This window comes from Streptomyces sp. NPDC051976 (assembly GCF_040680795.1).
GTDB lineage: Bacteria > Actinomycetota > Actinomycetes > Streptomycetales > Streptomycetaceae > Actinacidiphila.
Genome location: NZ_JBFAXL010000015.1, coordinates 1 through 25,709, shown reverse-complemented (window position 1 = coordinate 25,709; position 25,709 = coordinate 1). Strand labels below are relative to the sequence as shown.

The following is a 25,709-nucleotide window of genomic DNA, read 5'->3' as shown; positions in this document are numbered from 1 at the left end:
ACGACCTGCAGCAGTGGTCAGGTGACGGGGCGGGTGAACAGGTGGGCGGCGGCGTCGGGTCGGGTGGTGTCGGTGAGCGCGAGGATCTGGTCGCCGGCCTGGAGGCGGGTGCGTGCGGTGACGGGCAGGGGCTGGTCGTTGCGGATGGCGAGGCTGATCCACACTTCGTCGGGCAGGTCCAGGTCGGCGACGAGGCTTCCGTCGGCGGCGGATCCGGGAACGATCTGCCAGCGGCTCAGCCCTTCGGGGCGCGATCGCAGTCGGACGCCGACCGCCCAGGGTTCGAGTTCGGTGGTGTGCATGGGGATGCGGCACCAGCGGGCCAGGGCGGGTACGGCGGCGCCCTGGACGATGACGGACAGCGCCACGACGACGAACACGACGTCGTAGATGCGCTGGGCGTGGCTGACGTTGCTGGTCAGGGCGTAGCTGCCCAGCAGGATGGGCACGGCGCCCTTGAGTCCCGACAGCGCGATGAAAACCCGTTCGCCGGTACGCAGCCGGATCGGTGGCAGGAGCAGGGCCATGGCGGCAGGGCGGATGACCAGCGCGAGCAGCACGGCCAGCACCACGCCGGCGCCCCAGGCGTGCTCATGGGCGAAGGTGTGCAACGGGATGGTCAGGCCCAGGGCGATGAAGGCGACGATCTCCGCGATCGCGGCGAGGGAGGCGTGGACGCGTTCGATCTCGGCCTTGTAGGGGGCGCGAACGTCGCCCAGCAGGATCCCGGCGGTGAACACGGCGAGGAATCCCGAACCATGGGCGACCGCGGCCACACCGAAGATGACGAAGGCCCCGGCCAGGGTCCGCAGCGGATACAGGCCCTCGCTCGGCAGCGGCACCTTGCGGATCAGCCAGCCCAGCGCCCAGGCCCCGGCGACGCCGACCGCCGCACCGATGACCATCTGCTCGGTGAAGACCGCGACACCCTTGCCGACCGCGGCGGCGCCGGTGTGCGAGCCCGCCGACAGCAGCGCGGCCATCAAGGTGATGCCGACCGGGTCGTTGGCGCCCGATTCGCCTTCCAGCAGGGTGCCGCTGCGTCCGCTGATCTCCTTGCGGCCCAGCACGGAGAAGACCACCGCCGGGTCGGTCGGGGACAGCGCCGCCCCCAGCAGCAGCGCGCCCTGCCAGCCGAATCCGGCCAGCCAGTGGGCTGCGACGGTGATGCCGGCCGCGGTGACGAAGGTCCCCGCCACGCCCGTCCACACGATGGCACCCGCGGCGGTGCGGAAACGCCGCCACCCGATGTTCATGCCGCCGTCGAAGAGCAATGCCACCAACGCGACGGTCACCACGTCCTGAGTCGCCGTCACCGACCTCGGCGTCAGGGAGGGGAAGAGATCCGAGGCGATAGCGGCGGCCACCAGGAACAGCGCCGGGGCCGGGATGCGGGTGCGCTCGGTCAGCCGGTGCGAGGCCACCGCCACGCTACCCACGAGCGCGGCGATCAGTACGACGACCGCGAACGACTGCGCGTGGTCCATCGAGGCGGCCTCCATAGGGAAGATCGGTTACAGCGTCCGCCCTAATGTGCCTGATGGCGGTACGAAACAAGGAATTGGGGCGGGCATACCCGTCATCGGATCGACCTCGGGTCCGACCATCAGCGCCGACTCCTGGGCTCCGGAGTGGTCGGCACGCTGTGCGACACGCGGTCCGCCGTGATCGCGGAGCGCGCCGGCCCCTGCGGACCGGGCACCGCCCACGCGGGCTGTCCGCGCGCGACATGGTCGCGCACCGCTCCGACGGCCCAGCGGCCGGACCTCCGGTCCAGCGGCGTCATCTGACCCCCGCTGGGCGCGCCCGCGGTCAAGCCTGACTTGTGCGCCGCGGGACATGTGATCACGATGGATACAGGAGCCGAACCCTCGCGAGGAGGCGGCCTCGGTGATCTTCGTGGACCGTCACGACGCCGGACGGCAACTGGCCGACATGCTGAGCGCCGGCCTGCCGGACGGGAACGTGGTGGTCCTGGGTCTGCCCCGTGGCGGCGTCCCGGTCGCTGCGGAGGTCGCGCACGTTCTGGGGGCGCCCTTGGACGTGTGCCTGGTGCGCAAACTCGGTGTGCCCCGGCGGCCGGAGCTTGCGATGGGCGCCATCGGCGAGGGTCGCGTACGCGTACGCAACGAGGACGTTCTCGCGGCCTCGAGGATCACCCCGGACGTACTGGCCGCGTCGGAGGCACGTGAACGGGCCGTCCTGGAGCGCGCCGCACTGGCATTTCGAAAGGACCGTCCACCGATCGACGTGACGGGCCGGACGGTGGTGCTCGTCGACGACGGGATCGCCACCGGAGCCAGTGCCCGCGCCGCCTGCCAGGTCGTACGGGCACGGGGTGCGGCCCGTGTCGTCATGGCCGTACCCGTGGCCCCGTCCGGCTGGACCAGCACGCTCGGCGACGCCGCCAACAGCTATGTGTGCCCCCACACCCCGCGGGACTTCGCTGGGGTGGGCCAGTTCTACGCCGACTTCTCGCAGACCAGCGACGCCGAGGTCATGGACTGCCTGCTACGCGCCGACCGCGAGTCCGGGCGCCGAGCCGCCACCGAGAACCCAGGGCACGCCGGGACCACAGGCATCTCGCGGGAAGAAGAGGTCACCATCCCGGTCGAGGGGGCACGGCTGCAGGGGGACCTGACCGTGTCCGACGACGTACGGACCGTCGTGGTCTTCGCCCATGGAAGTGGCAGCAGCCGTCACAGCACGCGCAACCGGTTCGTCGCCCGGACGCTGAACCGCGCGGGCCTCGGTACGTTGCTGTTCGATCTCCTCACCCCGCAGGAGGCGGAGGACCGGGCACAGGTCTTCGACGTCCACCTCCTCGCGAGCAGGCTGGGCACAGCGGTTCGATGGCTGAGGGAGCAGCCGGAGACGAAGGACATCCGCGTGGGTCTGTTCGGGGCGAGCACGGGTGCTGCCGCCGCGTTGTGGGCAGCGACACAGCCGGACGCGGACATCGCGGCGATCGTCTGCCGGGGCGGCCGCCCCGACCTCGCCGAGCCCCGTCTCGCCCTGGTCACCGCACCCACACTGCTGATCGTCGGCAGCCATGACCCCGTGGTGCTCGGCCTGAACCGTCAGGCGCGGGCGCGGCTGCGCTGCCCCAGCGACCTGGCCGTCGTCCCGGGCGCCACGCACCTGTTCGAGGAGCCGGGAACCCTGCCCGCCGTGGCCCGCCTGGCAGGTGACTGGTTCGCGCGTCACATGATCCCCGCGTCGGACGCGCGGGCCCGGGGTTCAAGCGGGAGTACGGCGCACGAAGGGTCGCCGCCGGGCCGCGGCTCGACCTCATGACCGTGCGTCCACCTCACCGTGGGAGACCACCTTCTCAGGCGCCGTCGTACGGGAACGGGCCGTACGGCGGCGGCACGTCAGAGGAGCCGTGCAGGCCCGGGGTCCGGCCGGCGCCCAGGTAGGTGACCTGGTCGACGCCCGCCGTGCCGCGCACCTCGTTCAGCCAGGTCTCGGCCAGGTCCTGGTGGAGGGCGGCGGGGGACGGCACGTGCTGGGCGTGGTGGGTGGGTGGCGCGACGGGGCCGGCCGGCACAGTGAGGCTGCCGTAGCGTTCCATGCGCTGCCAGCGCAGGCGACTGCCGGCGAGGGCGGTGGCCACCGACTGGATGACGACCAGATACATCAGCTGCCGGTAGACGAACTGCTGCAGTGGCAGCGTCCACAGCGGCCCCAGGCGCTCTCCGTCCAGCCGGAAGGCGTAGGCGCTGATCAGCGTCTGCAGCAGCAGGAAGGCGACCCACAGTCCGATGATGCGCAGCGGGTCCAGGAAGACCAGGCCGTACAGGGCGAAGACGTCGACGACCGGGGCGATCAGCGGCAGCAGGACCTGGAAGAGCAGCAGGTAGAGCAGACCGCGGCGGCCCAATTTGCCGGCCTGGCCGCTGGAGAATACGGCTTGGCGGTGCTTCCACATCGCCTGCATCGTGCCGTAGCCCCAGCGGTAGCGCTGGCGCCACAGGGCGCCGAGCGAGGCCGGCGCCTCGGTCCACGCGAGGGCGTCCTCCTCGTAGACCACCCGCCAGCCCTCCCGGCACAGCGCCATGGTCAAGTCGGTGTCCTCGGCGAGTGTTTCGTCGCTGACTCCTCCGATTCGTAGCAGAGCGCTGCGGCGGAAAGCACCGATCGCACCGGGCACGGTGGGCATGCACTGCCCGAGGTCGAACAGCCTCCGGTCGAGGTTGAAGCCGACGACGTACTCGATGTGTTGCCAGCGCCCCAGCAAACCGCCGCGGTTGACGACCTTGGCGTTGCCGGACACCGCTCCCACCCGCGGGTCGGCGAAGGGCTGCACCAGCGCGCGGACCGCCTCCGGTTCGAGGACGGTGTCGCCGTCGACCATGACCAGCAGTTCGAACGACGCTGCCGCGATGCCGGTGTTGAGCGCGGCGGGTTTGCCCGCGTTGGCCTGCCGGATGACGCGCACGCGGGGCAGGTTGAGGGATTCGACCAAATCGGCGGTGCCGTCGGTGGAGCCGTCGTCGACCACGATGATCTCGACGGGATGATCGGAGGCCAGCAGCGAGCGGACGGCGGCCTCGATGCCCGCGCTCTCGTTGTAGGCGGGCACGATGACGCTGACCGGTGAGGTGACCGGTGCCCCCCACGTCCTGCCCCGCCGCTTGACGTGCCTGCGGGCGGCGGTGACCACGACGGCGGCGCGCAGCACCGCGAGCACCCCTGCCGCGAGCAGCAGCCATCCGAGGACCCGCAGCACCCACCCGCTGGCGTCGAGCGTGCCGATCAGCGCGAGGCCGAGCCGGTGGTCCCCCGCGCTCGCCGGGCGCATCACCTGCGGGATGCCGACGGCGTCGCCGACGGTGGTGAAGGTGAAGCCGCGGGCGGCCAGTCGCGGCAGGAGCAGGTCGAGCGCGGCGACGGTCTGCGAACGGTCGCCACCGGCGTCGTGCATGAGCAGGATCTGGCCCGCGGAGCCGTGCGGGGTGGCATTGGCGACGATCCGACTGACGCCCGGTCGCTGCCAGTCCTCGCTGTCCTGTGTGGTCAGTACGGTGAGGTAGCCGTCCCCGCGCGCGGTCTCGACCGCGTCCCAGTCGCGGTCGTCGAGGGCGTCGTTGCCCGAGGAGTACGGGGGGCGCAGCAGTGAGCTGGTCTGTCCGGTGGCGCCGGCCAGGGCGAGTTGGGCCTCGCGTAGTTCCAGGTCGCGCTGCCAGGCGGGGATCTTGCCCAGGTTGGCGTGGGTGAAGGTGTGGATGCCGATCTGGTTGCCGTCGGCGAGGATGCGCCGGACCAGTTCGGGGTGGGCGGCGACCTGGGTGCCGACGACGAAGAACGTGGCGTGCGCGTGGTGGCGGCGCAGCGCGTCCAGGATCCGCGGGGTCCAGCGCGGGTCGGGGCCGTCGTCGAAGGTGAGGGCGATGGTGTGCGGTCTGGGGCGGGCGGTGCGCGGGAGAGTGGCCGCGCTGTCGATCACCGGACCTCCGTGGGTGACGGCGGTGGGCACCCGGCTTGCGGGGCCGGCGCCCGATCCTGCGGCGTCGTCACTGATGCCGAACATGTGCTGGGTGTAGCCCTGGATCAGTAGCGCCGCGCAGAGTGTGACGACCAGGACGGTCAGCAGCAGCCAGTGCGTGCGCAGCGGCACGTTGCGAACGACCCCCCGACGGCCGCGGCGGGCGCGCCGCGACCTGCTCCCCTGTCTCCGGGCGTCCGGGGTGTTCCTGGTGTCCCGGGTTCTTCGCGGTGGCGGGGTCGCGTCGCCGGGTGGTGCGGGGGCGTACGTCATGGTGGTGCGTCCTTCGGGTTTCCGCTGGCGCTGTGGGTCCGGGGGGTTACCCGTGGCCGTGGTTGCTGTGGGTGGGGACCGGGTGCGTCACGGGGCTCTTGCCGTGCTTCACGGTGGGTGCGGCGGACGCACTCGCCGAGGCGGTGGCGGTGCGAGGTGCGGACGGGCTCGGCGACAGCCTGCTTGCCGGTGCGGGTGCCGCGGTGGCGCGCGCGGTGGGCGTTCCGGACCCGTGCGCGGCCCCCTTGCTCCCGGCAGAGGACGTACGGCCCGGGGCGGTCGGCCCGCTGGTGGCGGTGCCCGAGCCGTGGTCGCCCGCGACGGGCAGCGGGAGGTAGGGCGAGTTCACCGAGGGGCCGCCGAAGACCGCGCTCAGCAGCAGCGCGACGTATCCGGCGGCGGGGATCACCAGGAGGCGGCCGAACCGCCTGACCCGGCGCTGCCGCCGCCCGGAGGGGTCGAGGAAGACCGGCCGGGCGGCCGCAGGGGAGCCGCCCGGCCGGTGCGCGCTCGCCTCGGGGGCCGGGTCGGTGTCGGAGGGAGGATGCACTGCGGGGGATTGCACAGCCGCGCACCCTACAAGACGCCGATCGCGTTGGCGACGCCGCCGATATTTCGGTCATCTGCCGGATTGCCCGTAGAAGGAACGCCGTTCAGCCGACTGCCGCGCTGGCCGTCGGCTCAGCTCTGCCGGAGCGCCGGCATCGGGACCGGGACGGAGTACGCGCTCGCGCCCGCGCCGACGCCCCCCTCGCAGGTGTTCGGCGGGTCGGTGGTCACACCACGGGTGGAGGGGCGTTCAGCGGCCCAGAACATGTACCCCAGCAGGCCGTTGGTGGTGCCCGCGCCGACGGGTGCGGCGTTCTGCGTCCAGGTGCCGGTGGTGTTCTGCAGCGAGGAGGGGAAGGTGGTGCACTCGGGTCTGACCTGGGATCCTTCGGCGATATAGAGGCTGCCGGTGAACTTCGCGAGGGCCAGCGGCGGGATCGGCGGGCTGTAGTTGGGCTTGCCGGTGAGGTGCTCCTGCCAGTTCGACTCGGCGCCGCTCGCGGACGGCTGCTTGCTGGGCACCATGGCGTTGGCGTAGTCGAGCACCGGGGTGCCGGGGGTGAGCCAGTGCGCGGTCGCGTACTGGTCGAGGTCGATCAGCCAGCGGTCGCCGGCCGCCACGTCGATGGTCAGCCGGGCGGTCGGGTCGGCTCCCGAGGCGTCGTAGGGGTGCGCGGACCGGTAGGCGTCGATGAACGCCTGCAGGCCCGTGGTGTTGGGGCCCGCGCTCTGCTCGTAGTCGATCTCGATGCCGACGCCGAGCTGGGAGGCGAGTGCGGCGGCCTTCTGGCCGAGCAGGGTGGCGTTCTGGGCGAGTGCGGTGTTCCAGGCGTCGGTGTACGTGATGCCGCCGATGGAGAGCATCACGCGGATGCCGTGGCTGGTGAAGTAGTTCACCACGGCCTGGTTCATGCCGACCGGAACGCCGTTGGTGTTGGCGCTGTTCGTCGTGCCGTTGAGCAGGGTGAGCGGGTTGACGAAGCTGAGTACCACGAGGTTGACCGAGGGGCGGCCGTCGCCGCGGTCGATCAGCCAGTGGTTGTTGTGGTCGAAGTCGGTCATGTCACGGACGGTCGCCCACGTACAGGCGTCGTCGCCGCAGTGCCAGGCGCCGTAAACCTGCGGTGGGGTACCGGTGGCGGCACGTGCCTCGGTGGCCGGGGCCGCGGCCGGCACGACCGCGGCGGCGGCCACCAGTGCGGCGGCGGCCGCGAAGGACTTCACTCTGCCGAACAGCACACGCATGAACGCCTCCTGGCGATCAGGTGGTTCTCGTGAAGGGGCGCCACACGGTGACGGATTGGTCTGGACCTTGTCAACGATGTGTCCAGACCGGGACGAACCGTAGTGAGGGCGTGGGGGAGTGACGTTTCCGTGGTCGGCTGCGCCTCCCGTTGCAACCGCGTGATCAGCGGCTGGACGGTCCGGTGAAGGGAGGCACGACATGAGGATCATCGACGGCATCCGCCGTGAGCACCTGCCCGCCGAGACGGCCCCACCCGTACCGACCAGCATGTGAGGACGGTCGACAGGAGAACCGGTCCTGGTACGGGCACGGGATCACGGCAGGGTGCAGGCGAGCGCGAAGAGGACGTGGTGGGCGAGGCGAGACTGCACCGGCACCCGCGGATGGACGCTACGGAATTGGGTGACGCCGTCGCCTTGGCCCGTGGCGGGGACGAGGTCGCCTTCGGCGTCGTCTACCGGGAAGTCCATCCCATGCTGCTGGGCTACCTGCGTGGTCTGATCGGTGACGACGCGGACGACATCGCCTCGGAGACCTGGCACGACATCGTCCGCGACCTCGGCTCGTTCCGCGGTGACGGTTCGGGATTCCGGGGATGGGCCGCGACCATCGCCCGGCACCGGGCGCTGGACCATGTCCGGCGCGGTCGCGTCCGCCCGCGCACCACGGTGCTCGACGAGCATGTCGCCGAGCCCGCGACCGCCCGCGACTCGGAAGGCGTGGCCCTGGAGAACCTCTCGACGGAACGAGCCCTGGCCCTGATCGCGGAGCTGCCCCGCGACCAGGCCGAGGCGGTGCTGTTGCGGGTGGTGCTGGGGCTCAACGGCCCCATGGCGGCCAAGGTGCTGGGGAAACGTCCCGGCGCGGTGCGCACGGCCTCCCATCGAGGGTTGGTACGTCTGTCGGAGCGTCTGAAAGGCGCTGAGGAGAAGTAGGGGATGAACGAGAGCCGAGAGCAGGGCCTGTGGGACGGCCGGGGCGAGCCCGGACCCCGCGAGCTGGTCCCTGGGCGGGAGGTCAGCGGCGAAGACGTGCGGGCGCCGCGGGGCGAGGGCCGGGAGGCCGGCGTCCGGGGCCGTCAGGCGGACGGGCCGGCCGGTGTGCACGGCCGTGGCCGGTGGCTGCAGGCCGGCGTCGCGGAACGCCTGCTGAACGGCGAGGACATGGGCGCCGCCCATCCCCGCGCCGCCGAGCTGGCGGTCCTCCTTGCTGCGGTGCGGGACCTGCCCCCCGGCAGGCCGCGGGATGAGGTGGCAGCCCTGGACGCCTTCCGGCGTGCGGTCGGCGCCGGGCCCGCCACAGCGTCCGGTCCGGCCTCGGCCGTGGGCGGGCGCCGGCGGCGTACCGTGCGAGGAACCCGTTCGGCCAGGATGCTGCTGGGCGGCGCCGTGGCGGTCTTCACGGTGAGCGGGGTGGCCATCGCCGCTCAGGGCGGCGATCTTCCGCACCCCTTTCATACCCGCAGCGCGAGCCATGAGCCGTCCGCGTCGGCCTCGTCCCCCTGGGCGGGCAGCAGCAGTGCCGTCACCGGCCCGCCCTCCGCGCCGTCGAGCGCCTCCGGTTCCGCGACACCTCGTACGGGCGCGGGCGTCCCGCTCCCTCCGGCGACCGTGTCCCCGTCTCCCGGCGCACCCGGCGAGGAGGGCACGAAGGGACTGTGCGAGGCATACGCCAAGGCGCAGCGCAACGGGAAGAAGCCCGACAAGACATCCCAGGCCCGGCTGGCTGAGGCAGCAGGCGGCGTGACCGGGATCGACGCGTACTGCGCCGCATTGACGGCAACGCCCGCCCCGGGCCACCCGAAGAAGAGCGTGGGGCCGCACCTCACCACGACGCCCCTCCCCATCACCGTCCCGGCCACACCCAAGTCCGCCGCGGTCACGCCGAGTTTGGCCCCGTACAAATGAGTTTCGCCCAAGGCCCCTCACCGCAGGTGGAGTTCCCGGGGGCATCGCGCGATGGGTTCGTCGGGACCGCCGGCGCCGTCGACGCCCGCATCCGGTGCGGTCGCGGTCGGCCGGTGGCGCGGGCCGGAAGGGGAAACCTTCCGGCCCGCGCCTGATGCCCCGCTACGACGGACCGGTCAGAAGGCGCCGATGCCGTTGGGGGTGCCCAGCCCGGTCGGTCCGTCCCATCCGGCGCGCGCGTTGCACCACTGGGTGGTGGGGCAGGTGCCGTTGCTTCCGGAGGTGACGTCCCACAGCGAGGTGGAGTGGGTGTAGGGGTAGTTGTTGTCGATGGATGCCGTGTTGCCCGCGAGCCCGTACACCGAGGCGATGATCGGGGACGAGACACTGGTGCCGCCGAAGACCAGCCAGCCGGACAGGCCCTGGTAGGCGGTGCTGTCGTAGACCGCCACACCGGTGCTCGGGTTGGCGACGGCGGAAACGTCCGCCTCGGCCCGCTTGGCGCAGCCGGTACCGAAGGAAGCCGCCGCGGTGAGCGCGGTGTTGTAGGCGGAGCAGCCGCTGCCCGCGCCGCTCCAGGCGGTCTCGGTCCAGCCGCGTGAGGTGGAGGCGGTGTTCAGGGTGGTCCCACCGACGGCGGTCACATAGTGGGAGGAGGCCGGGTAGCTGGCACCGTAGCCGTTGTCGCCGGAGCTGGCCGTCACCGCGATGCCCGGGTGGTTGTAGTAGGAGCCGTAGGTGGCGTCCGAGGCGTCGGAGCCGCCGTAGCTGTTGCTGATCGCCACCACGCCGGAGGTCGCCGCCGCCCGGTTCACCGCCGCGCCGAGGTTGGCGAAGCTGGCGGACTTCGCCTCGACTAGCAGGATGTGGCAGTTCGGGCAGATCGCCGACACCATGTCGATGTCGAGAGAGATCTCCTGAGCCCAGCCGCCGTTCGTGCGGGGGTAGCTCGTGCCGCCGTTCTGGTCGATCTTCTTGAAGCAGCCGTTCGCGGTGGTGCAGGCCGGCAGCCCGAACTGGCTGCGGTAGACGCCCAGATCGGCCTCTGCCGTCGGGTCGTCGTAGGCGTCGACGATGGCCACGGTGCGGCCGCCGCCCGCGGTGGACGAGGGCAGGCTGTACGCCGACTGGAGCTGCGCGGGCCCGTAGCCGGACGGGGTGGCCTGGGGGGAGACGGACTTCGCCGCGACGATGTCGGTGCGGACCACCGCCTTGCAGGAGGCGAAACCGGCCTTGGCGGTCGCGCAGGAGCGCGCGGTCGCCTGGGCGGGCAGGGCCGTGGCGTGCGAGGCCTCAGCGGGACCGATCAGTGCCAGCGGGATCGCCGCCAGCGCCGTCACACCTATGCTGAACAGCCGTGCGCGCAGTTGCATATGACTCTCCTCGGTGAGTGGTCGAGCCGGGATGCGGCCGAGCTGGTCGTCGGCCTCGGCGGGCGAGCCGCTCCGATGGGAGCGGACTTCGTTTCCCCGCCGCTGTCAGGGGAGGGTGACGAACGGCGCGAGGAACGCCCGTGCGGCCGGCGAGTCCAGCCGGTACGTCACGTTGGTCGCGTAGCAAGGGGTGTCCCCGGTGATGGTCGTCGCGACGAGCACGCGTACGCCGTCGAGCGTGGCGAAGTTGGGGCCGCCCGAATCGCCGTAGCACGCGCCGCCGTTGCCCTGGGGTTCCGTCATCGCCAGCCGCACCCACGACGGGTTGAGCGCGTTGAAGGTGACGGGCGCCTTCATGCGTACGCCGCCGCCCGGATGCGTCTGCCCGCCGGGTCCGCGCCGGGCCTCCTGCGTGCCGTATCCGGCCGTCACGAACGAGGTGGTGTTCAGCCCCTGGGGGCCCAGGGCGTCCAGCTCGCCCGCGGTGGGCAGGGTCGCGGGGGTGAACGTCCACCTGGCGGCGACGGCGGCCGCGGGCAGCTGGATCACGGCGATGTCATGCGGACTGGATGACGGACCCGGGTAGGCGGGGTCGGTGTGTGCGGTGCCCTCGACCCCCACCGCCGCGGCGACGGCCTGCGAGTCCCCGGGATGGGCCGCCGCCGCGGAGTCGAGTGCGGACTGCACGTCCTGCGCCAAGGAGACGTAGAAGCGCACTCCAGCGGGCCAGTCGGTGGTGCAGTGCCCCGCCGTGAGGAAGGTGTCGGCGTCCACCATGGTGCCCGAGCACACCCAGTCCACCCGGTCCGGTGTGGCGGGATCCGCATCGTCGTCCCACCGCGCGATCAGGGCTCCGACCTCAGTGCGTTCCGGGGCGGGGACGGCGTTGTACGAATTGATCGCGGCCGCAGGGTGTGTAGAGGCCATGACAACCCCTAGTCCGAGTGTGAGGGCGGCTACGCCGACACCCGCACGCGTTGTCCGCCACCTCGCGCTCCAGAACGACACGGTCAGCTCCCTCGGCCGGGCCGCCGGTGTCCGGCGGCAATCACAGAGACCACGCGTACCGAATCCGTACGGAGCCCGCCCCGAACGGCAGTTGTCGTTCACCCGAAAGGAACTCGTCCCTCTGGTGAACGCGTGCAGTGTGATGCTCTGGGCTCATGAACGCAACTGCCTGTGCAAATCGGGCATATGGGGGTGACGATCACCGTGTGCGGTGCCGGGCGGCCGGGGTGGCCTTCGCCGGGGGTTGCGCTGACCCGTGGGCGGTAGTGAGGGCGGTCGTCATCCGTCGAGCCAGCGAACTCCACGAATACCACCCCAAGAAGAACGGGCACGAGTTCGGGCAGGAATCCACCGCGGACGTCTTGGCCCGGAGCGCGGGCTTCGCCATGTTCGCGGGGGGAGCGGGCGCGGCGGTACTGGGCCACCCGGGCGGAGTTGGAGCCGCGGTCGCGGGCGCCAAGATCGCGCTCGGGGACGAGCCCGCGAAGAAGCTCAAGAGCCACATCACCGGCGCCGGCGGATCCGCGGCCGCCGGGGAGGCGGGAAAGAAGATCGCCGAGGCGGACCCCTTCGGCCTCAACAGTTAGCGCCACCGCCGAACTTCCTCGGCGGACAGGTCCACCGATGACGGCGAATGGGCCCCGGCGGCCCGGTCTCGGGTGGGTGCGTGCGCGGATTCGCACCCACCCGAAACGTCAAGGGTGCGTGAGGCGGGTGTAGAGCTTGGACCACGCCATGTCCTGGGGGTTGGGTGGCTTCGCGTCGCAGAAGGGCAGGGTGCGCTGCGAGGTGTAGTACCTGAGCATCTCCAGGACGGGCAGCGGCGCGGCGTGTGCGCCTGCGGTGTAGTCGCTGTCGGGAAGAACTTGCTGGTGGACGCGGCAGGTGGGGTGGGGGTTGGGGGTGCCGGTGTTGAGAGCTCCGGTGCGGGGTGCGGAGGCACCGCAGGCGCTCAGCGCCAGCACGGTGACGAGCAGGGGCGCGAAGGGGCGGAGGCGGTGATGGGAAGGCAAGACGGTCTCCTGGTGGGTGCCCTGTTGGGGGGCTGGTCGGGTCGCCGCGCTGGGGGTGCGCTGGGCGGTGGTGGGTGCGCCTACAGGGGCATGGCGCGCAGGGCGGTACCGACGCCGACGGCCAGGATGAGCAGTGCGGTGCCGAGGGGAGTGATGCGGGCGACCCAGGTGGCCAGGTGGTGCCATTTGCCCCCGCTCAGCGTGGGAAGACGGTCGCGGAGCTTGAGCAGGAGCAGTCCGGCTGCGGCCAGTGCGGTGGCCATGCCGAGGCCGTAGCACCCGACGAGCAGGATGCCGAACGCTGTGCGACCGAGTGCGATGGAGCCCAGGAGCACGACCAGGGCTGACGGGCTGGGTACGAGGCCGCCAGCGATGCCGATGCCGATCAGCCCACCTTTTGCGGGGCCCGAGGTGTGGGTGTGGTGGTGGCCGAACAGTCCATGACTGTGGGTGTGGCGAGAGTCCGTGTCGTGCTCGTGGCCCGGGCTGTAGTGGTGTCCGTGGTGTCCGTGGTGGTCGTCGTGGGGGTGGCCGTGGTGTGCGGCGTGGTGATCGCCATGCGTGTGATCTTGGGGCTGGTGGGGGAGTGCGGTGTGCGGCGACACGGCCACTGTGGCAGGCGGGGTGTTGTCGGCGGTCGCGGCCGCCATGGACGTCACCAGGGGGAGCGCTGGTTGCGCGGGGGCGTGGCGGTGATCCGGTGCCGGGCCGTGGTGTTCGGCGCCGTGGTGGTGCGGGTGCGTTGTGGAGGTGGTGGGTCGCTGGTGGCGGAAGGTACGTAGTGCTGCGGGCAGGAGCCACAGCCCGGCGGCTGTGATCACCAGGCCGCTGACCGTACCGAGCCACGCCAATACGTCCTCGCCGGCAAGAGCGGAGGAGGCGCTCAGCGCGATCCCCAGGACGAGTACGGATGCGGTGTGGGTGAGCGTCACCGTGCCCGCCACGGTGAGGGCGTCGCGGGTACGGCCCTGTCGGCCGGCCAGGTACGCGGCCATGATGGTCTTGCCGTGGCCGGGCAGTGCGGCGTGCCCGGCGCCGAGGACCAGAGCCATCGTGATGGCGAGCAGGCCCACGGGCAGGGTGAGCGTGTCCTTGTCGGTGAGGGCGCTCAAGTGCCGGTCGAGGGCGGCGTACCAGGCCGAGGACCATCCAGTGCCCGGCGCGGTGGCAAGGGCGGCGCCGGGCCCGGCTCCCAGCACCACGCGCGCGTGGCGCGTGTCCAGAGGGTTGGCCAGCAGGTCTGCCGGATAGTGGCGCAGTTCGTTCGATACGGAGTTGGCGGGCACGTCGGATGATCCAATGTGGACTCCGTCGCCTCGGGCGGTGATCTCGTGCCAGCCGATGCGCGAGTCGTCCACACCGGAGGAGAGGGCGACGACGTCACCGGTGGTGATGTCGGCGGAGGCGGTCAGCTGGCATTCCAGACGGCTGGTGTTCAGCCCTGCCTGGCCGTGCACGAGGCGGAAGGAGCTGGCGGACACGCGGAAGCGCAGCACCGAGGGGCGTTGTGCGGCGTGATGGCCGGGCTGGACGGTGGCGTCGATCGCCGCGTCCAGTACGGCGCACGCCTTGTGGGCATGGGCCGCCGCCTCCCTCGCGCTGAGGGTGCCGTCGTGGTCGGTATCGATGGCCGGCTCGGCCTGGAGGGTGGGGATCTCGGCCGTGTCCACGACGGCGAGGTCGTCGACGCGATCGGGATGAAGGGTCAGGCCGTCGTAGCGGTTGACCGTGAAGTTGCCCAGCGGGTGCGCCGATGCGGCGGGGCCGGCCAGCCACAGCAGCGCGGGCACACCGATCAGCAGCGCCGCGGCGCGACGGGCTCGGCGCGGGGTGGTGGGGGTCATCGCTGTCCTTGGAGTGCGGCCAGGCGCGCGCGTGCGTCGGGGGCGAACAAGGGGGAGAAGGCCGGGTTGGCGGCGAGCGCGCCCGTGAGATCGGTGCGCGCAGCCCGGTCGTCGCCGAGGGACTGTTCGATGACGGCGCGGTGGTAGCGCAGCAGGGCATCGCGCCAGCCCAGGCGGTTCGCCTGGTGGGCCAGGGGCAGTGCGTCGGTGTCGCGCCCTGCCCGGTGCAGGGCCCAGCTCAGTGCGTCGGCGACCAGCACGCTGTGGCGCCGGTTCCATTCGGCGGTCAGGAGTGTCACCGCAAGGCGCGGATCGCCGTGGTCGGCCTGGTACTGCCCGAGGTTGAGGTCGTCGACGACGCCGTTGGCGGCGAACAGCTTCTGCTCGGCCTGGAGGACGCCGTACTGGGTGCGCGCTTGGCTGGTGTGGCCGAGGGCCTGCAGCAGTTCGCCGTACTCCAGGACGTACTGCGGTTGCGGTACCCGGTCGATGGCCCGCTGGTAGTCAGTGAGCGCTTGGGCGGTCTGCCCGAGCGCGGCTTCCGCGCGGGCGGCACCGGCCACAGACGCGGTGTAGGTGGGGTCGAGGGCGAGGGCGGTCCGGTAGTGGTCCAGGGCTTGCCGGGGGTGCCCGGTGTTGAACGCCAGCTCACCGAGGTAGTGCTGGCAGAACGCCTGATCGGCGGGTGTGGTGGCGTCCTCCAGGGCGCGCTGGAGTGCGAGCTGTGCGTCGGCGGTGCGGCCGTGCAGTTCGAGCGTGTAGGACGCCCGGGTGAACGATGCGGTCGACGGATGCAGGTTGAGCATGTGCTGGACGGCGTCTTGTGCTGCTTGGTCGTCGCCGAGCTGGGTGAGGGCGTCGTTGAGGGCTCCGTAGGGCGCCCACGCGTAGGGGTCGTCGGCGATGGCCTTGTCCGCCCAGGTCCGCGCCTGGGCGAACTGGTGGCGGGCGTTGGCCAGTCCCGCAAGCCCCGTCAGCGCGGCGGTGTTGTGCTGCGGCTGGAGTTTGAGGGACCGCCGCAGGGCCGCCTCGGATTTGGGGTAGAGCGTGGGATCTACGTTGAGCCGGGCCTGCTCGACGTAGGCGGAGCCCAGTTGAGCCCACGAAGACGCGTCGGAAGGCTGCACGCGCAGGTTGGCTTGGAGCTTGTCGACCACGGCGTCGATGCTCAAGGGGGTGCCCGCTGTGTTCGGCTGCGGGCCGGCGGCCGCGGTGGACGCGGAAGGCGGTGCAGTATCCGCGGCATGCTCCAGCACCGCGAATCCGGTCAGGCCGGCACAGAGCGCGGCGGCGGTGGCGATCAGGGCGATGCGGTGCATGGACGACGTGCTCTCTCAAAGGGGGCGTGGACCGGCTGCCCGGCTGCGGGGGTTGGGGCGGGACCCGGTGCGGGCGGCTGGCTGCCGCCCGCACCGGACGGGTTCAGCCCGCTTGGTTCACAGCGCCGGTGAACGGCAGCGCGACGTACGGGAACGACCCGGTGAAGGGCCTGCCGGGGCCGTTGACGCCGTCACCGGCGGCGAGTGCCGGGATGAGATGGCCCGGAGTGGCCCCCTCCATCACCTGGATGGCGATGTCGATGACGTCGTCACCGAGGCGCCGCCCGTTGGGGAAGCCCTGGAAGTCCCCGTCCAGCACGCCGAGCCGGTCGGGCGAGGCGGTCACCGGAGTGGACATGTTCAGCCGCAGCTCCTCCGCGGGCACGAACCGCCCCTTGTCGATGTCCTTGTTCAGCAGCTGCGAGTTCAGGTCCACCGCCAGCGGACCGCCTGCCGCCTTCGCGATACCTGTCAGGAAGATCTCCTGCAGGTCGGTACGCGGTGTCGCCGGAGCCGGGATGCCGTAGATCGCCTGGATGAGCTTGGGCAGCTCGGGATCGAGCACCTTCGCCACGATCTTGGGCTGGTTGTGGTCCTGCTCCGGCGGCAGCGCGTTGAACCTGTCCTTCAGGCCCGCCGGAACGACCACCTCGTTGATCAGCGGGTTGCCCAGACGCGAGACCTGGACGTACGGGCCGGTCGGGGTCGCCTTGCCCGGGGTGAGCTGCAGGGTGCGCCGCTCGGTGGAGCTCCACACGCCGATGACCGGGTTGCGCCGGGTGTTCCCGTGGAACGCCAGCGCCGACTTCGGCACCTGGATCGCCAGGGTGTTGACGTTGTAGCCGTTGAGCGTGTTGTGCCCGGTCTCGGACAGGTTCCCGCCGTAGAGCAGGTCGAAGACCCTCAGATCCAGGAAGAACGGGTCCGCTGCCTGGCTGGCGACGGTCTGGCCCCCGCCGGGCAGGTGCCGGGTCGCCTGGGCGCGCAGCCGCCCGTAGTTGGGCATCGACGCCTGGCCGACGTTCGACGGCGCGGCGATGCCGTCCCTGACCAGGGTGACCGGCGGCCTTCCGGCACGGAGCTCCTGCAGCGTGTAGTGCTGGCGGAACAGCAGTGTCCTGTCGGTGAGGTTGTTGACGACCCCGTTGTTGTACAGGAACGTCTTCTCGCCGCGCCGGTCCTCGTTGCGGAACGTCCACCGGTAGGTGAGGTCCGGCTTGCCGGTGCCCTGGCTGTCGATGTTGATGTCGTAGTGCGCGTCGGTGGCGAACGGGTAGAAGTTCGGCCCGCCGTTGGGCTCCTGGAACGGGTACCAGTTCGCGACCAGCGTCACCGTGTCGGACTTGTCCGGGCTGGAGAAGGCGTACACGTCGGTGTTGTCGACCTGCGGGTCCGACGCGATCAGCGGCGCCTCACGATGGCTGGAGGCCTGGCCGACACCGGCGCCGGGGCCGGCCAGCGCCGCACCGGCGACGGCCGTGCTCAGCGCGAGCAGGAGTGCGGCCGATTTCCACCGGCTGAGGCCGGCGGGTTTTCTGCGAAGGGTCATGGGGGCGCTTTCTCTTAGGGCGGAGGGACGTGGCCCTGCGGGCCGCATCACACGTTCCTGCCCTGTTCGTGCCCAGAAGGCCGCCGGATGGGTCGGGTCGGTCGACTCCACCCGGGTGGCCCATAAATCACCCGCTCAGTGGCCGAATCGGAGGCCGCACGGCCGCCCCGGTGTACACGCCGGACACGCCGCACCTCCGCGCGCCCCGCCGAACACCCCACGTGTACCTGCTACATCAAGCTATCTGCACATAGATTGCAAGAGTGAACACTGTGCGGCAGCTTACGACTCACCGTGCTGTCACTGGGCCTGAAATCCCTCGCGGGCCCTGGAGGAGTAGCTCGGCAAGCGGGGTTTGCTGAACCCGCGTCCTGCCCAGCGGCTTGTCTATCGGGTCGTCGCGGTGAGGGTGGCGAAGGCGACGGTGTTGCCCAGGTAGGAGTGGGTGCGGGGGTTCCAGTTGCCGCAGGTGATGAGGCGTAGCTGGGGTTGGTCGGAGGTGGTGGTGTAGACGTCGAGGGTGGGGAAGTGGTTCTTGGGGTATTCGCGGACCATCTCGGTGATGAAGGTGGCGGTGGTGCCGTCGGCGCGGGTGATGGTGATGCGGGTGCCGGGGGTGAGTGCGCCGAGGCGGTAGAAGACGGCGGGGCCGGTCTGTTCGGAGTCGACGTGGCCGAGGATGACGGAGGCGCCGAGCTGGCCGGGGGTGGGGGAGTTGCGGTACCAACCGGCTTTGAGCGGCTGCCAGGGGACCTGGACGATTCCGTCGGTGTTCCGTCCGAGGCTGAGCAGGGTGGTGTGGACGCCGATGGCGGGGATGTTCAGCGATACGGGCACGGACGCGGGCAGGACCGGGACGGCGGGCGGGCGCGGTGCCGGGGGGCCTGACGGGGTCGGCCCGCTCGGCGCTGCGCTGACGGACCGCGTTGCCGCGGCCGCGGGCTGGGGTGGTGGGCCGGGGTGTCCGCCCTGACTGGTGATCAGGACCACTGCGGCGGCTGTTCCCAGGACGACAGCGGCGACCGCCCCGGCCACGGTACGGCGGTGGCCGCCCCCCGTGACGCGAGGGGCGGCTCCTTCCGACTCCGACTCCGGCTCCGGTCCGCGGTTGGCGTCGGCGGCGGGGCGGTGGGTCATCGCTTCGCTGCGGCCCGACGCCGCAGGATCAGCGTGCCGGCCAGTGCCGCGACGGCGGCGCCGCCCAGACCGGTGGCGAGCAGGTCCGCGGTGTTGGCGCCGTGGGTGTGCTGAGTCGCGCCGTCACCGGTGCCCGCTGCCCCGGTGGGCATGGCGTTGAGAGCTCCGCAGATCGCCGGTGCGGTGGCCTCCTGGGGGAGCTTCGGGTCCAGTTCGCTCGGGCCGAGGACGTTGTCGTACTTGCCGTTGTGGTTGTAGTCGATGCCGTGCACCACGACGACGGCGTTGTTGGCGCGGATCTGCTGCGCCACGTCCGGCGTCACGGTGATGGTGCGCGTGTAGTGGTAGGAGCCGGTGCTCGGGAAGCGGTCGACGGCCAGCGCGCTGCCCGGGCTGGTGTCGCCCTTGGTGGTGAGCGAGCTGCCGATCTTCCCGTAGGCGGGCAGACCGTCGGTCGTGCTGATCGCCACGTGGCCGTTGTGCATATGACCGGCGTCCGCCTTCGGGCACTCTCCGGAACCCTTGATGTGGATGTGCTGCGCGTGCGGTGCGCTGTCGAGCAGACGGTTCGCTGTCACGGAGATGGTGGCCTGATTGCCGGACAGGCTCACGGTTGCCGTGCCCGACCCGTCGACCATGTTGTCGGCGACGGGGTTGAGGTTTGCCTGGTAATTGCTGCCGCCGGAGGACTGGGCGCCGGCCACCGCCGGCAGGGCCAGCGGCAGAGCGATCGCCGCGATGCCCAGCAGCGGAAGGGTGAACTTGTTCATGGCTTCTTCTCCAGACGGGGCGCTGCGGTAATCCCGTACCGCGTGCGAAATGCAGCCCCTGCGCCATAGGGAGGAACGGCGGCCGGAGAGTGCCTCTCCTGGCTCGCCGGGATCGCCTCGCACCTGGTATTCGGAGCGGGTGCCCTGAAGTATTGGTCGGGTCTCGGTGCCCACTGCCAATGGCCGGTGCGTCGTGGGCGCGACGTCCGGGCCTCCGGGGATGGGTGGACGGGGAGCTGTCTGGTGGACTCGCAGCATCAGAGCATCGGCGCCCTGTTCACCCAGCCGCGGTAGCCCGTGAGAGCGGCCGAGATGGGCGAGCATGCGCTGTACGGCGGCCCGTTCAAGGTCAGCCTCGTCCTGGCGGTGCTTGAGCTACTGCTCCAGACAGCCAGCCAGCACCAGCCACGCCTACGACGGCGACGACCACCGCAGCTAGCCACGGTGGGCACCACCCCAGCCACGACGGCCGCTGGTCCGCCTCAAGTAGCGCCACCGCCCCAGCGGCCAAAGCCGCCATCACGACCGGCGCTATCACCCACCGTGCTCGCCACCGTTGAATCACCGTCTGCCCCGCCCCGGTCTCTTGCTGGAAGCCCCAAGCGTAGGGAGAGGGATGTCCCCGGGTCTTCCCGAGTTGCACAGCGCACCGTCCCCGTACGACGGGCGATACTCAGGTCTGGCTCAGGCGGCCAGTGAGGGGGCGGTAAGGCGTGCCCGCTCATAGAGATCACGCGCGGCGGAGTTCTTGAGGTGCGGGCGGATCAGGCGGAACATTTCCGTGACGTGCTTGTCGACTTGCCCCGATTGAATCGTGGGGTAGCCGTCCACTACCTTGCCCCACGTGGCGCACGCCGCGTCCAAATGACCGATCGCCAGTTGACGTTCCGCCAGCATCGCACCGAAGCGCATGTCCCCTCGATGGGAATCGTTCTTGGAGTTGCGCAAGCGGAAGCACAACTGCAGGGAATCCACGCTCCCAGCAACATCACCCAGCGCCTGTCTCACTTGCGCGGTGTGATACGCAAGCGTGGCGGCGTTATACCCCCCAAAGGTCCCCCCTTGGCTGTTTGCCTTGTTCAGTGCCGTTTCGGTTTCCCGGATGCTTCGGAGGGCGTTAGAACGTTCCCCTGCTACGGCATAGGAGTGAGCTTGTTGCCCGGCCATGAAGGCTGTCATTCTGGGTCCAGCCGTCGGAGATGCCTCGCTTGCAGCGTTGGCCCAGGCCACCGCGGTAGAGCCGTGGCCCAAGTCCACCGATTGAACCGACATCCCGCGGAGAATGTGGCAATAGGTCGAGTGGTCGCCACTGGCGCCCGCGAGTTCCAGCCCCTTCACGTAATACTGTTGGGCTGTGCCGTGCACCCCTTCGTCTACCGCCATCCAACCCGTTAGGTAGCACAGGAAGGATGCGGCAGAGACCATCGCCTTGCGCACTTCGCTGGGCGCGTCAGTCTTCAAGTACGGGGCGACGATGTTGACCATGAAGGCGGCAGCCATCGGGCGCGCGTATCGTCCGCCGAATTGATCATCGAGATCGGATAGTCGATCCGTCATGGCGATTACGGAATCAACCTCGGGCATACCGATGCGCTGCATTCGGCCTGATTGCACAGCTTCCATGCGGCCCACGACGTCTTGCCACCCCGGAATGGCTAAAGCCACGGAGAAGAGTTTGGCTCCGGCTCCTATGACGGTGCGCCGTGAGGGGTCCATGTCTTGCCTGCCGAGGTCCAGTAAACCCTCAACGGTATTGACGTCGTGCTTGTCGTAGGCAGGCGTGGGGAAGCCAGCCTCAGCGTGTGTGACGGGCCGTTGGAGGCGACGGGCAAGTGCTTCCAGGATCAGGGGGCGTACCTCTTCCTTGGGTAGGTGCCCGTCTAACCACTGGTGCGCTGATGGCCCCTGGTAGCGCGTCGGCTTGCCTCGCTCAGTGGCAACCTTGTTGACCTCCTGCGCGAACTGCCGCAGGGTCCACCCCGTCGCTGCGTAGAGCCGCCTCAGGCTCTCGTTCGGCTGTCGGTCGCCCACTGGTGCCCACTCCCCGCGCCGCTTATCGCTCTTAACAACGCCTTGCGTCACAACGGTACCGCTGTGGGTAGCGGACCGGTTGCCTAGAGCGAGACAGGACCCCCGCGACCGTGCGACCGGCCCGGGGGCATGGCCAACGCTTCAAGGAGCGCTGACGTGAGCAATCGTATCGTCCAACTGTTATGCACCCTGGGGCTCTTACGCCGCCATCAGCCCACGCGAGGCAGGCACAGCCACCGCCGAGCATTGCCCGCCGCCCGCACCGTGCGCGTGCATGAGTCCGCCCCGTGGTCCGTCGACGTCGCTACGGGACGCGCCCGCCGCTGGCAGCGTCGAGGCTTGGTACCCCCGCCGCACGACTGGGTACCGGCGCCCGGTAGCCGGGGCGCCTACTTCCCACCCGAGGAGTGGGAACAGCCGGGAACGCTCATCCGCCCGCGCGACAGCACCGTGTGCATGGTCCCGCCAGAGGCGATGCGGTGAGCGGCGTCGAGAGGGCAGGGGGACACTCGCAGCAGGAGGAATCGGCAGGCGCCCGCCGTCTCGCCTCCGCAGCCGTCCAAGTCGCTGAGGGGCGCGCACGGCTGGCGTACCGGGCGTGGCTGGCCCACGTCCAGAATTGCCAGGCGGAGTGCCGGACAGGTGGGGAGGACTGCCCGGCAGCGGTACTCCTGCGCGGCGCCTTGCGTGATGCGCGCTGCCAAGGGGTGCGTCCGTGAGTGGCAAGGGACGGGGCGCCATCGAACCGGGTACCAAGGTCCTGGATATCGCGACCGGACGCGTGGGCATTCTGCGGGCCTACATGGACCCCGGGGACCCGTACGGCTGGTGCGTGCAGGGGCGCACGGGTGACCTTGCCTATATCCGCCCGTGCGGCGGCGGAGTCGAATGGACGACGGACCCCGATCAACTAGAGCTGACGCAGGACTGAGCCACCCCCGATGGCTGCCGTTTCCGGGTAAGGGCAGCACCGCACTGTCCCCGTGCCGGTCGTGCTCCCCCGCCCGCCGGTACGGGGTCAGGCGCCTCCTGCGGCCACCCCAAAGCGTCCGCAGGAGGCGCCACCACATCGCGTATCACGAAAGGCAATCGGCTGCCATGAGACTACGCATGGCCCCGCGTCCGCCCACGTCAGAGGAAATCGCTGAGCGGAACCGCGAGCGCAACATTGAACGGATTATGAACCCCCCGAAGCCTTCCTTGTGGGACCGCATCATGGGTCTCGCCTGGGTAGCTGAGGAGTGGTGGTGCCGCCACGTCTCGCGACGGGAGTTGTACCGGCACTTAGACACGCTGCGTGTGGTCATGGAGTCACACCCCCCGTCCCGCGCACTCCGCCGATGCCCATGGCCTGATCGGCGCCGGAGGTTTGCGGACGCGATGGCCCCGACGCCTGACAGTGGTGGCCGGGCTTCGAGACTCGGAAGCGCCGCCCTGCGAGGATGCTGCGACCGGCGCCAATCGGGTGTCCGTAGAGTCTGAGAGAACGGGTAATGCCCTGATCCTGGCTGGTGGCCAAGCAACCCGCATGCGTCCCTATACGGACTACGGGCTGTGAGGACTCCTCCAGGGAGCTGCCGCAGGTTCCGGTGACCTCCAGAGAGAGTTGGGTGCGCCACGGCCGCATGGGGAATCGTTTGGCCATTTCCCCATGGGGCGTTCCGCAGGCTCATGTTTCGGGACGCAGGTCGCCGCGGAAGCCGCCGTCATTCTGGGTGCTTCTGGGCTGCGCTGACGGCAGCGGACCGGCTGTCCGGCTGTCCGTCCGTCAGCTCAGTGTTTCCTCGGGCCGGACGGACCGGGCGGCGGGGAGCGAGACCACCATGGTCAGGCCGCCGCCGGGGGTGTCCTCCGGGGTGAGGGTGCCGCCCATTGCCTCGGTGAGTCCGCGTGACAGGGCGAGCCCCAGACCGAGACCGGTGGTGTTGTCGGTGTCGCCCATGCGCTGGAACGCCTCGAAGACGCGGTCGCGGTCCTGGACCTGCAGCCCGGGGCCCCGGTCGATGACCCGCAGTTCCACCTGCTCTCCCAGGGCACTGGCGCTGAGCAGGACCTTCCCGCCGGGTGGGCTGTGGCGTACGGCGTTGGTGACGAGGTTGGCGATCACGCGTTCCAGCAGTGGGGGGTCGGCGAGGATGTCGGCGGTGCCGGTCACACCCTGGGTGCGCACGGGAACGGCGGTTTCGGGCAGGGTGTCCAGGGCGAGCGGCAGTACCTCGGCGAGTGCGGTGGGCTGAAGACGCAGGCTCAGGGCGCCTGCCTGCAGACGGCTCATGTCGAGGAGGTTGTCGACGAGGCGGTTGAGGCGGGCCAGGGACTCCTCGGCGGTGGCAAGGAGTTCGTCCCGGTCCTCGTCCGAGAAGTGCACGTCGCGGCTGCGCAGGCTGCTGACAGCCGCCCAGCCACTGGCGATCGGGGTGCGCAGGTCGTGGCTGACCGCCGCCAGCAGGGCGGTGCGCATCCGGTCGGCGGCCTTGACCGGTTCCACCTCGGCGGCGGCCTCCGCCAGCCGTGCGCGTTCCAGGGCGGCCGCGACGTGTCCCGCGAAGGCGACGAGCACCCGGCGTTCGGAGGCGGCCAGCCGGCGGCCGCGCAGGACCAGGACATCGTCCGTTCCGACGGGGACGGTCACACCGGCTGCGTCGTCCTGGGCCGAGGTGTCGGCGGGTTCGATGCCGTGACCGACGCGGTGGTGCAGTTCGGCGACCTCCATGCCGAACGCCTCCTTCGTGCGCCGCAGCAGCACCTCGACCCCTTGGTCGCCGCGCAGGATGCCGCCCGCCACCGAGGAGAGCGTCTCGGCTTCCGCGGTGGCGTTGGCCGCGCGCCGGGACAGCCGCAGGGAGTGGTCGACGATGGCCGCCACCGTGACCGCGACGACCGCGAACACGGCCAGCGCGAGAACGTTGTTGGTCTCACCGATCGTGAACTTGTGGATCGGCGGGATGAAGTACCAGTTGAGGAGCAGCGAGGCGGTGATGGAGGCCAGCAGGGCGGAGACGACGCCGCCGATGCAGGCCACACCGACCACCGCGAGCAGGAACAGCAGGGCGTCGGTGGTCAGGTTGAGGCTTCCGCGGGTGTGGCTGAGGAGCACGGTGAGCAGGAACGGGAGGATCAGACCGGCGACCGGCCCCGCCACCCTGCGCACCAGCGGCAGAGTGCTCTTCGGAGTCGGCAGCAGGCGGCCGCGGCGGGCCCGCTCATGGGTGACCATGTGGACGTCGATGTCGCCGGACTGCTCCACGGTCGTCTCGCCGACACCCCGGCCTGTCAGGAAGTGCGCGAGCCGGCCGCGGCGGCTGGTGCCCACCACCAGTTGTGTGGCGCTCTCGGCACGGGCGAAGTCCAGCAGGGCGCTGGGGACATGGTCCCCGACGACGGAGTGGAAGGTACCGCCCAGGGACTCCACCAGGGACCGCTGCTTGGCCAGCGCCGCGGGTGAGGCGTCGGCCAGGCCGTCGCTGCGGGCGATGTGCACCGCCAGCAGGTCTCCGCCGGCCGAGCGGTCGGCGATACGGGCGGCCCGGCGGATCAGTGTGGCGCCCTCGGGACCCCCGGTCAGCGCGACGACCACACGTTCGCGGGTCTCCCACACCCGCCCTATGCCGTGTTCGTAGCGGTACCTCTGGAGCGCTTCGTCCACTCGTCCGGCCACCCACAGGAGCGCGAGTTCGCGCAGCGCGGTGAGGTTGCCGACGCGGAAGTAGTTCGACAGGGCGGCGTCGACCTTTTCCGGGGCGTAGACGTTGCCGTGCGCCATGCGGCGGCGCAGCGCCTCGGCGGGCATGTCGACCAGCTCGATCTGGTACGCGCGGCGGACCATCTCGTCGGGCACGGTCTCGCGCTGCGGCACGCCGGTGATCTTCTCGACGACGTCGTTGAGCGATTCCAGATGCTGGATGTTGACGGTGGTGACGACGTCGATGCCCGCCGCGAGCAGCTCCTCTATGTCCTCCCAGCGCTTGTCGTGCCGCCCGCCGGGCACGTTGGTGTGTGCCAGCTCGTCCACCAGGGCCACCTGAGGGGCCCGGGCCAGAATCGTGTCGAGGTCCATCTCGTCGAACGAGGCGTCGTGATAGGCGCGTTCGACCCGTGGCACGACCAGCCAGTTCCTCGGCGCTGAGTCCGGCCACGGCGGCGTGGACGGTCTCCTGTACCCGGCTGAAGCCGTCGCCCAGCAGTTCGGCGGTGTTCATCGC

19 protein-coding genes are annotated in these 25,709 nt (G+C 70.7%); 5 read left to right on the top strand and 14 right to left on the bottom strand.

The features are described from left to right. Nucleotides 1–17: 17 nt before the first annotated feature. Nucleotides 18–1,487 (bottom strand): cation:proton antiporter, encoded by a 1,470-nt coding sequence (locus tag AB0M29_RS17550; protein WP_365383425.1) that lies wholly within the window; start codon nt 1,485–1,487, stop codon nt 18–20. Nucleotides 1,488–1,890: 403 nt separating this feature from the next. On the opposite strand from AB0M29_RS17550, the gene AB0M29_RS17545 reads away from it, so the two are divergent. After that, a complete protein-coding gene (locus AB0M29_RS17545; protein ID WP_365383423.1) occupies nt 1,891–3,297 on the top strand; it encodes a phosphoribosyltransferase family protein in 1,407 nt (468 codons plus the stop codon). A 34-nt stretch (nt 3,298–3,331) separates the two neighbouring features. Here the strand turns inward: AB0M29_RS17545 and AB0M29_RS17540 are convergent, their stop codons facing one another. The 3 genes from AB0M29_RS17540 to AB0M29_RS17530 all read right to left on the bottom strand — a co-directional run bounded on the left by AB0M29_RS17540 (nt 3,332) and on the right by AB0M29_RS17530 (nt 7,555). Further along, nucleotides 3,332–5,620, bottom strand: a complete 2,289-nt coding sequence (locus AB0M29_RS17540) for a bifunctional polysaccharide deacetylase/glycosyltransferase family 2 protein (RefSeq protein WP_365383421.1) — start codon at nt 5,618–5,620, stop codon at nt 3,332–3,334. A gap of 187 nt (nt 5,621–5,807) precedes the next feature. Continuing rightward, the gene (locus AB0M29_RS17535; RefSeq protein ID WP_365383420.1) at nt 5,808–6,311 is read right to left on the bottom strand and encodes a hypothetical protein; all 504 of its coding nucleotides are present in this window, start codon (nt 6,309–6,311) and stop codon (nt 5,808–5,810) included. A gap of 131 nt (nt 6,312–6,442) precedes the next feature. Then, nucleotides 6,443–7,555, bottom strand: coding sequence for a hypothetical protein (locus AB0M29_RS17530; protein WP_365383418.1), 1,113 nt, complete (start codon nt 7,553–7,555; stop codon nt 6,443–6,445). A gap of 384 nt (nt 7,556–7,939) precedes the next feature. On the opposite strand from AB0M29_RS17530, the gene AB0M29_RS17525 reads away from it, so the two are divergent. Together AB0M29_RS17525 and AB0M29_RS17520 are read left to right on the top strand one after the other, a co-directional pair. After that, nucleotides 7,940–8,491: an RNA polymerase sigma factor gene (locus AB0M29_RS17525; protein WP_365383602.1), complete on the top strand. Its 552-nt coding sequence runs from the start codon at nt 7,940–7,942 to the stop codon at nt 8,489–8,491. 3 nt (nt 8,492–8,494) lie between these two features. Continuing rightward, the gene (locus AB0M29_RS17520) at nt 8,495–9,463 is read left to right on the top strand and encodes a hypothetical protein (protein ID WP_365383417.1); all 969 of its coding nucleotides are present in this window, start codon (nt 8,495–8,497) and stop codon (nt 9,461–9,463) included. A 176-nt stretch (nt 9,464–9,639) separates the two neighbouring features. Here the strand turns inward: AB0M29_RS17520 and AB0M29_RS17515 are convergent, their stop codons facing one another. Together AB0M29_RS17515 and AB0M29_RS17510 are read right to left on the bottom strand one after the other, a co-directional pair. Continuing rightward, a complete protein-coding gene (locus tag AB0M29_RS17515) occupies nt 9,640–10,836 on the bottom strand; it encodes a S53 family peptidase (RefSeq protein ID WP_365383415.1) in 1,197 nt (398 codons plus the stop codon). A gap of 105 nt (nt 10,837–10,941) precedes the next feature. After that, the gene (locus tag AB0M29_RS17510) at nt 10,942–11,763 is read right to left on the bottom strand and encodes a trypsin-like serine protease (protein WP_365383414.1); all 822 of its coding nucleotides are present in this window, start codon (nt 11,761–11,763) and stop codon (nt 10,942–10,944) included. A 287-nt stretch (nt 11,764–12,050) separates the two neighbouring features. Here AB0M29_RS17510 and AB0M29_RS17505 point away from each other — a divergent pair, with 287 nt between their 5' ends. Beyond that, the gene (locus AB0M29_RS17505; protein ID WP_365383412.1) at nt 12,051–12,431 is read left to right on the top strand and encodes a hypothetical protein; all 381 of its coding nucleotides are present in this window, start codon (nt 12,051–12,053) and stop codon (nt 12,429–12,431) included. Between the two features lie 108 nt (nt 12,432–12,539). Here AB0M29_RS17505 and AB0M29_RS17500 read toward each other — a convergent pair whose 3' ends face one another. The 7 genes from AB0M29_RS17500 to AB0M29_RS17470 form a co-directional block, all read right to left on the bottom strand. Next, entirely contained in the window at nt 12,540–12,857 is a 318-nt protein-coding gene (locus tag AB0M29_RS17500) for a hypothetical protein (protein WP_365383410.1), read from the bottom strand. 80 nt (nt 12,858–12,937) lie between these two features. Next, nucleotides 12,938–14,701, bottom strand: a complete 1,764-nt coding sequence (locus AB0M29_RS17495) for a hypothetical protein (RefSeq protein WP_365383409.1) — start codon at nt 14,699–14,701, stop codon at nt 12,938–12,940. Further along, nucleotides 14,698–16,020 carry a tetratricopeptide repeat protein gene (locus tag AB0M29_RS17490; RefSeq protein ID WP_365383407.1) on the bottom strand — a complete coding sequence of 441 codons (1,323 nt, stop codon included), beginning with the start codon at nt 16,018–16,020 and terminating at the stop codon, nt 14,698–14,700. The genes AB0M29_RS17495 and AB0M29_RS17490 overlap by 4 nt, the downstream gene beginning before the upstream one ends. Nucleotides 16,021–16,123: 103 nt before the next feature. Beyond that, complete coding sequence (locus tag AB0M29_RS17485) at nt 16,124–17,569, bottom strand: DUF4331 domain-containing protein (RefSeq protein WP_365383405.1); 1,446 nt, start codon at nt 17,567–17,569, stop codon at nt 16,124–16,126. A gap of 387 nt (nt 17,570–17,956) precedes the next feature. After that, nucleotides 17,957–18,406 (bottom strand): class F sortase, encoded by a 450-nt coding sequence (locus AB0M29_RS17480; protein ID WP_365383403.1) that lies wholly within the window; start codon nt 18,404–18,406, stop codon nt 17,957–17,959. Nucleotides 18,407–18,702: 296 nt separating this feature from the next. Next, nucleotides 18,703–19,476 (bottom strand): hypothetical protein, encoded by a 774-nt coding sequence (locus AB0M29_RS17475; protein ID WP_365383402.1) that lies wholly within the window; start codon nt 19,474–19,476, stop codon nt 18,703–18,705. A 684-nt stretch (nt 19,477–20,160) separates the two neighbouring features. Further along, nucleotides 20,161–21,507: a tetratricopeptide repeat protein gene (locus tag AB0M29_RS17470; protein ID WP_365383400.1), complete on the bottom strand. Its 1,347-nt coding sequence runs from the start codon at nt 21,505–21,507 to the stop codon at nt 20,161–20,163. Between the two features lie 715 nt (nt 21,508–22,222). Between AB0M29_RS17470 and AB0M29_RS17465 the strand changes: the two genes are divergently transcribed. Next, nucleotides 22,223–22,438 carry a hypothetical protein gene (locus tag AB0M29_RS17465; protein WP_365383398.1) on the top strand — a complete coding sequence of 72 codons (216 nt, stop codon included), beginning with the start codon at nt 22,223–22,225 and terminating at the stop codon, nt 22,436–22,438. 837 nt (nt 22,439–23,275) lie between these two features. On the opposite strand, the gene AB0M29_RS17460 is transcribed toward AB0M29_RS17465, so the two are convergent. Continuing rightward, a complete protein-coding gene (locus tag AB0M29_RS17460) occupies nt 23,276–25,564 on the bottom strand; it encodes an ATP-binding protein (protein WP_365383600.1) in 2,289 nt (762 codons plus the stop codon). Between the last annotated feature and the right edge of the window lie 145 nt (nt 25,565–25,709).

Coding starts and splice junctions, on each gene's coding strand:
- AB0M29_RS17550 (WP_365383425.1), bottom strand. CDS start 1,487: ATGGACCACGCGCAGTCGTTCGCGGTCGTCGTACTGATCGCCGCGCTC.
- AB0M29_RS17530 (WP_365383418.1), bottom strand. CDS start 7,555: ATGCGTGTGCTGTTCGGCAGAGTGAAGTCCTTCGCGGCCGCCGCCGCA.
- AB0M29_RS17525 (WP_365383602.1), top strand. CDS start 7,940: ATGGACGCTACGGAATTGGGTGACGCCGTCGCCTTGGCCCGTGGCGGG.
- AB0M29_RS17520 (WP_365383417.1), top strand. CDS start 8,495: ATGAACGAGAGCCGAGAGCAGGGCCTGTGGGACGGCCGGGGCGAGCCC.
- AB0M29_RS17515 (WP_365383415.1), bottom strand. CDS start 10,836: ATGCAACTGCGCGCACGGCTGTTCAGCATAGGTGTGACGGCGCTGGCG.
- AB0M29_RS17510 (WP_365383414.1), bottom strand. CDS start 11,763: ATGGCCTCTACACACCCTGCGGCCGCGATCAATTCGTACAACGCCGTC.
- AB0M29_RS17495 (WP_365383409.1), bottom strand. CDS start 14,701: ATGACCCCCACCACCCCGCGCCGAGCCCGTCGCGCCGCGGCGCTGCTG.
- AB0M29_RS17490 (WP_365383407.1), bottom strand. CDS start 16,020: ATGCACCGCATCGCCCTGATCGCCACCGCCGCCGCGCTCTGTGCCGGC.
- AB0M29_RS17485 (WP_365383405.1), bottom strand. CDS start 17,569: ATGACCCTTCGCAGAAAACCCGCCGGCCTCAGCCGGTGGAAATCGGCC.
- AB0M29_RS17475 (WP_365383402.1), bottom strand. CDS start 19,476: ATGAACAAGTTCACCCTTCCGCTGCTGGGCATCGCGGCGATCGCTCTG.
- AB0M29_RS17460 (WP_365383600.1), bottom strand. CDS start 25,564: ATGGACCTCGACACGATTCTGGCCCGGGCCCCTCAGGTGGCCCTGGTG.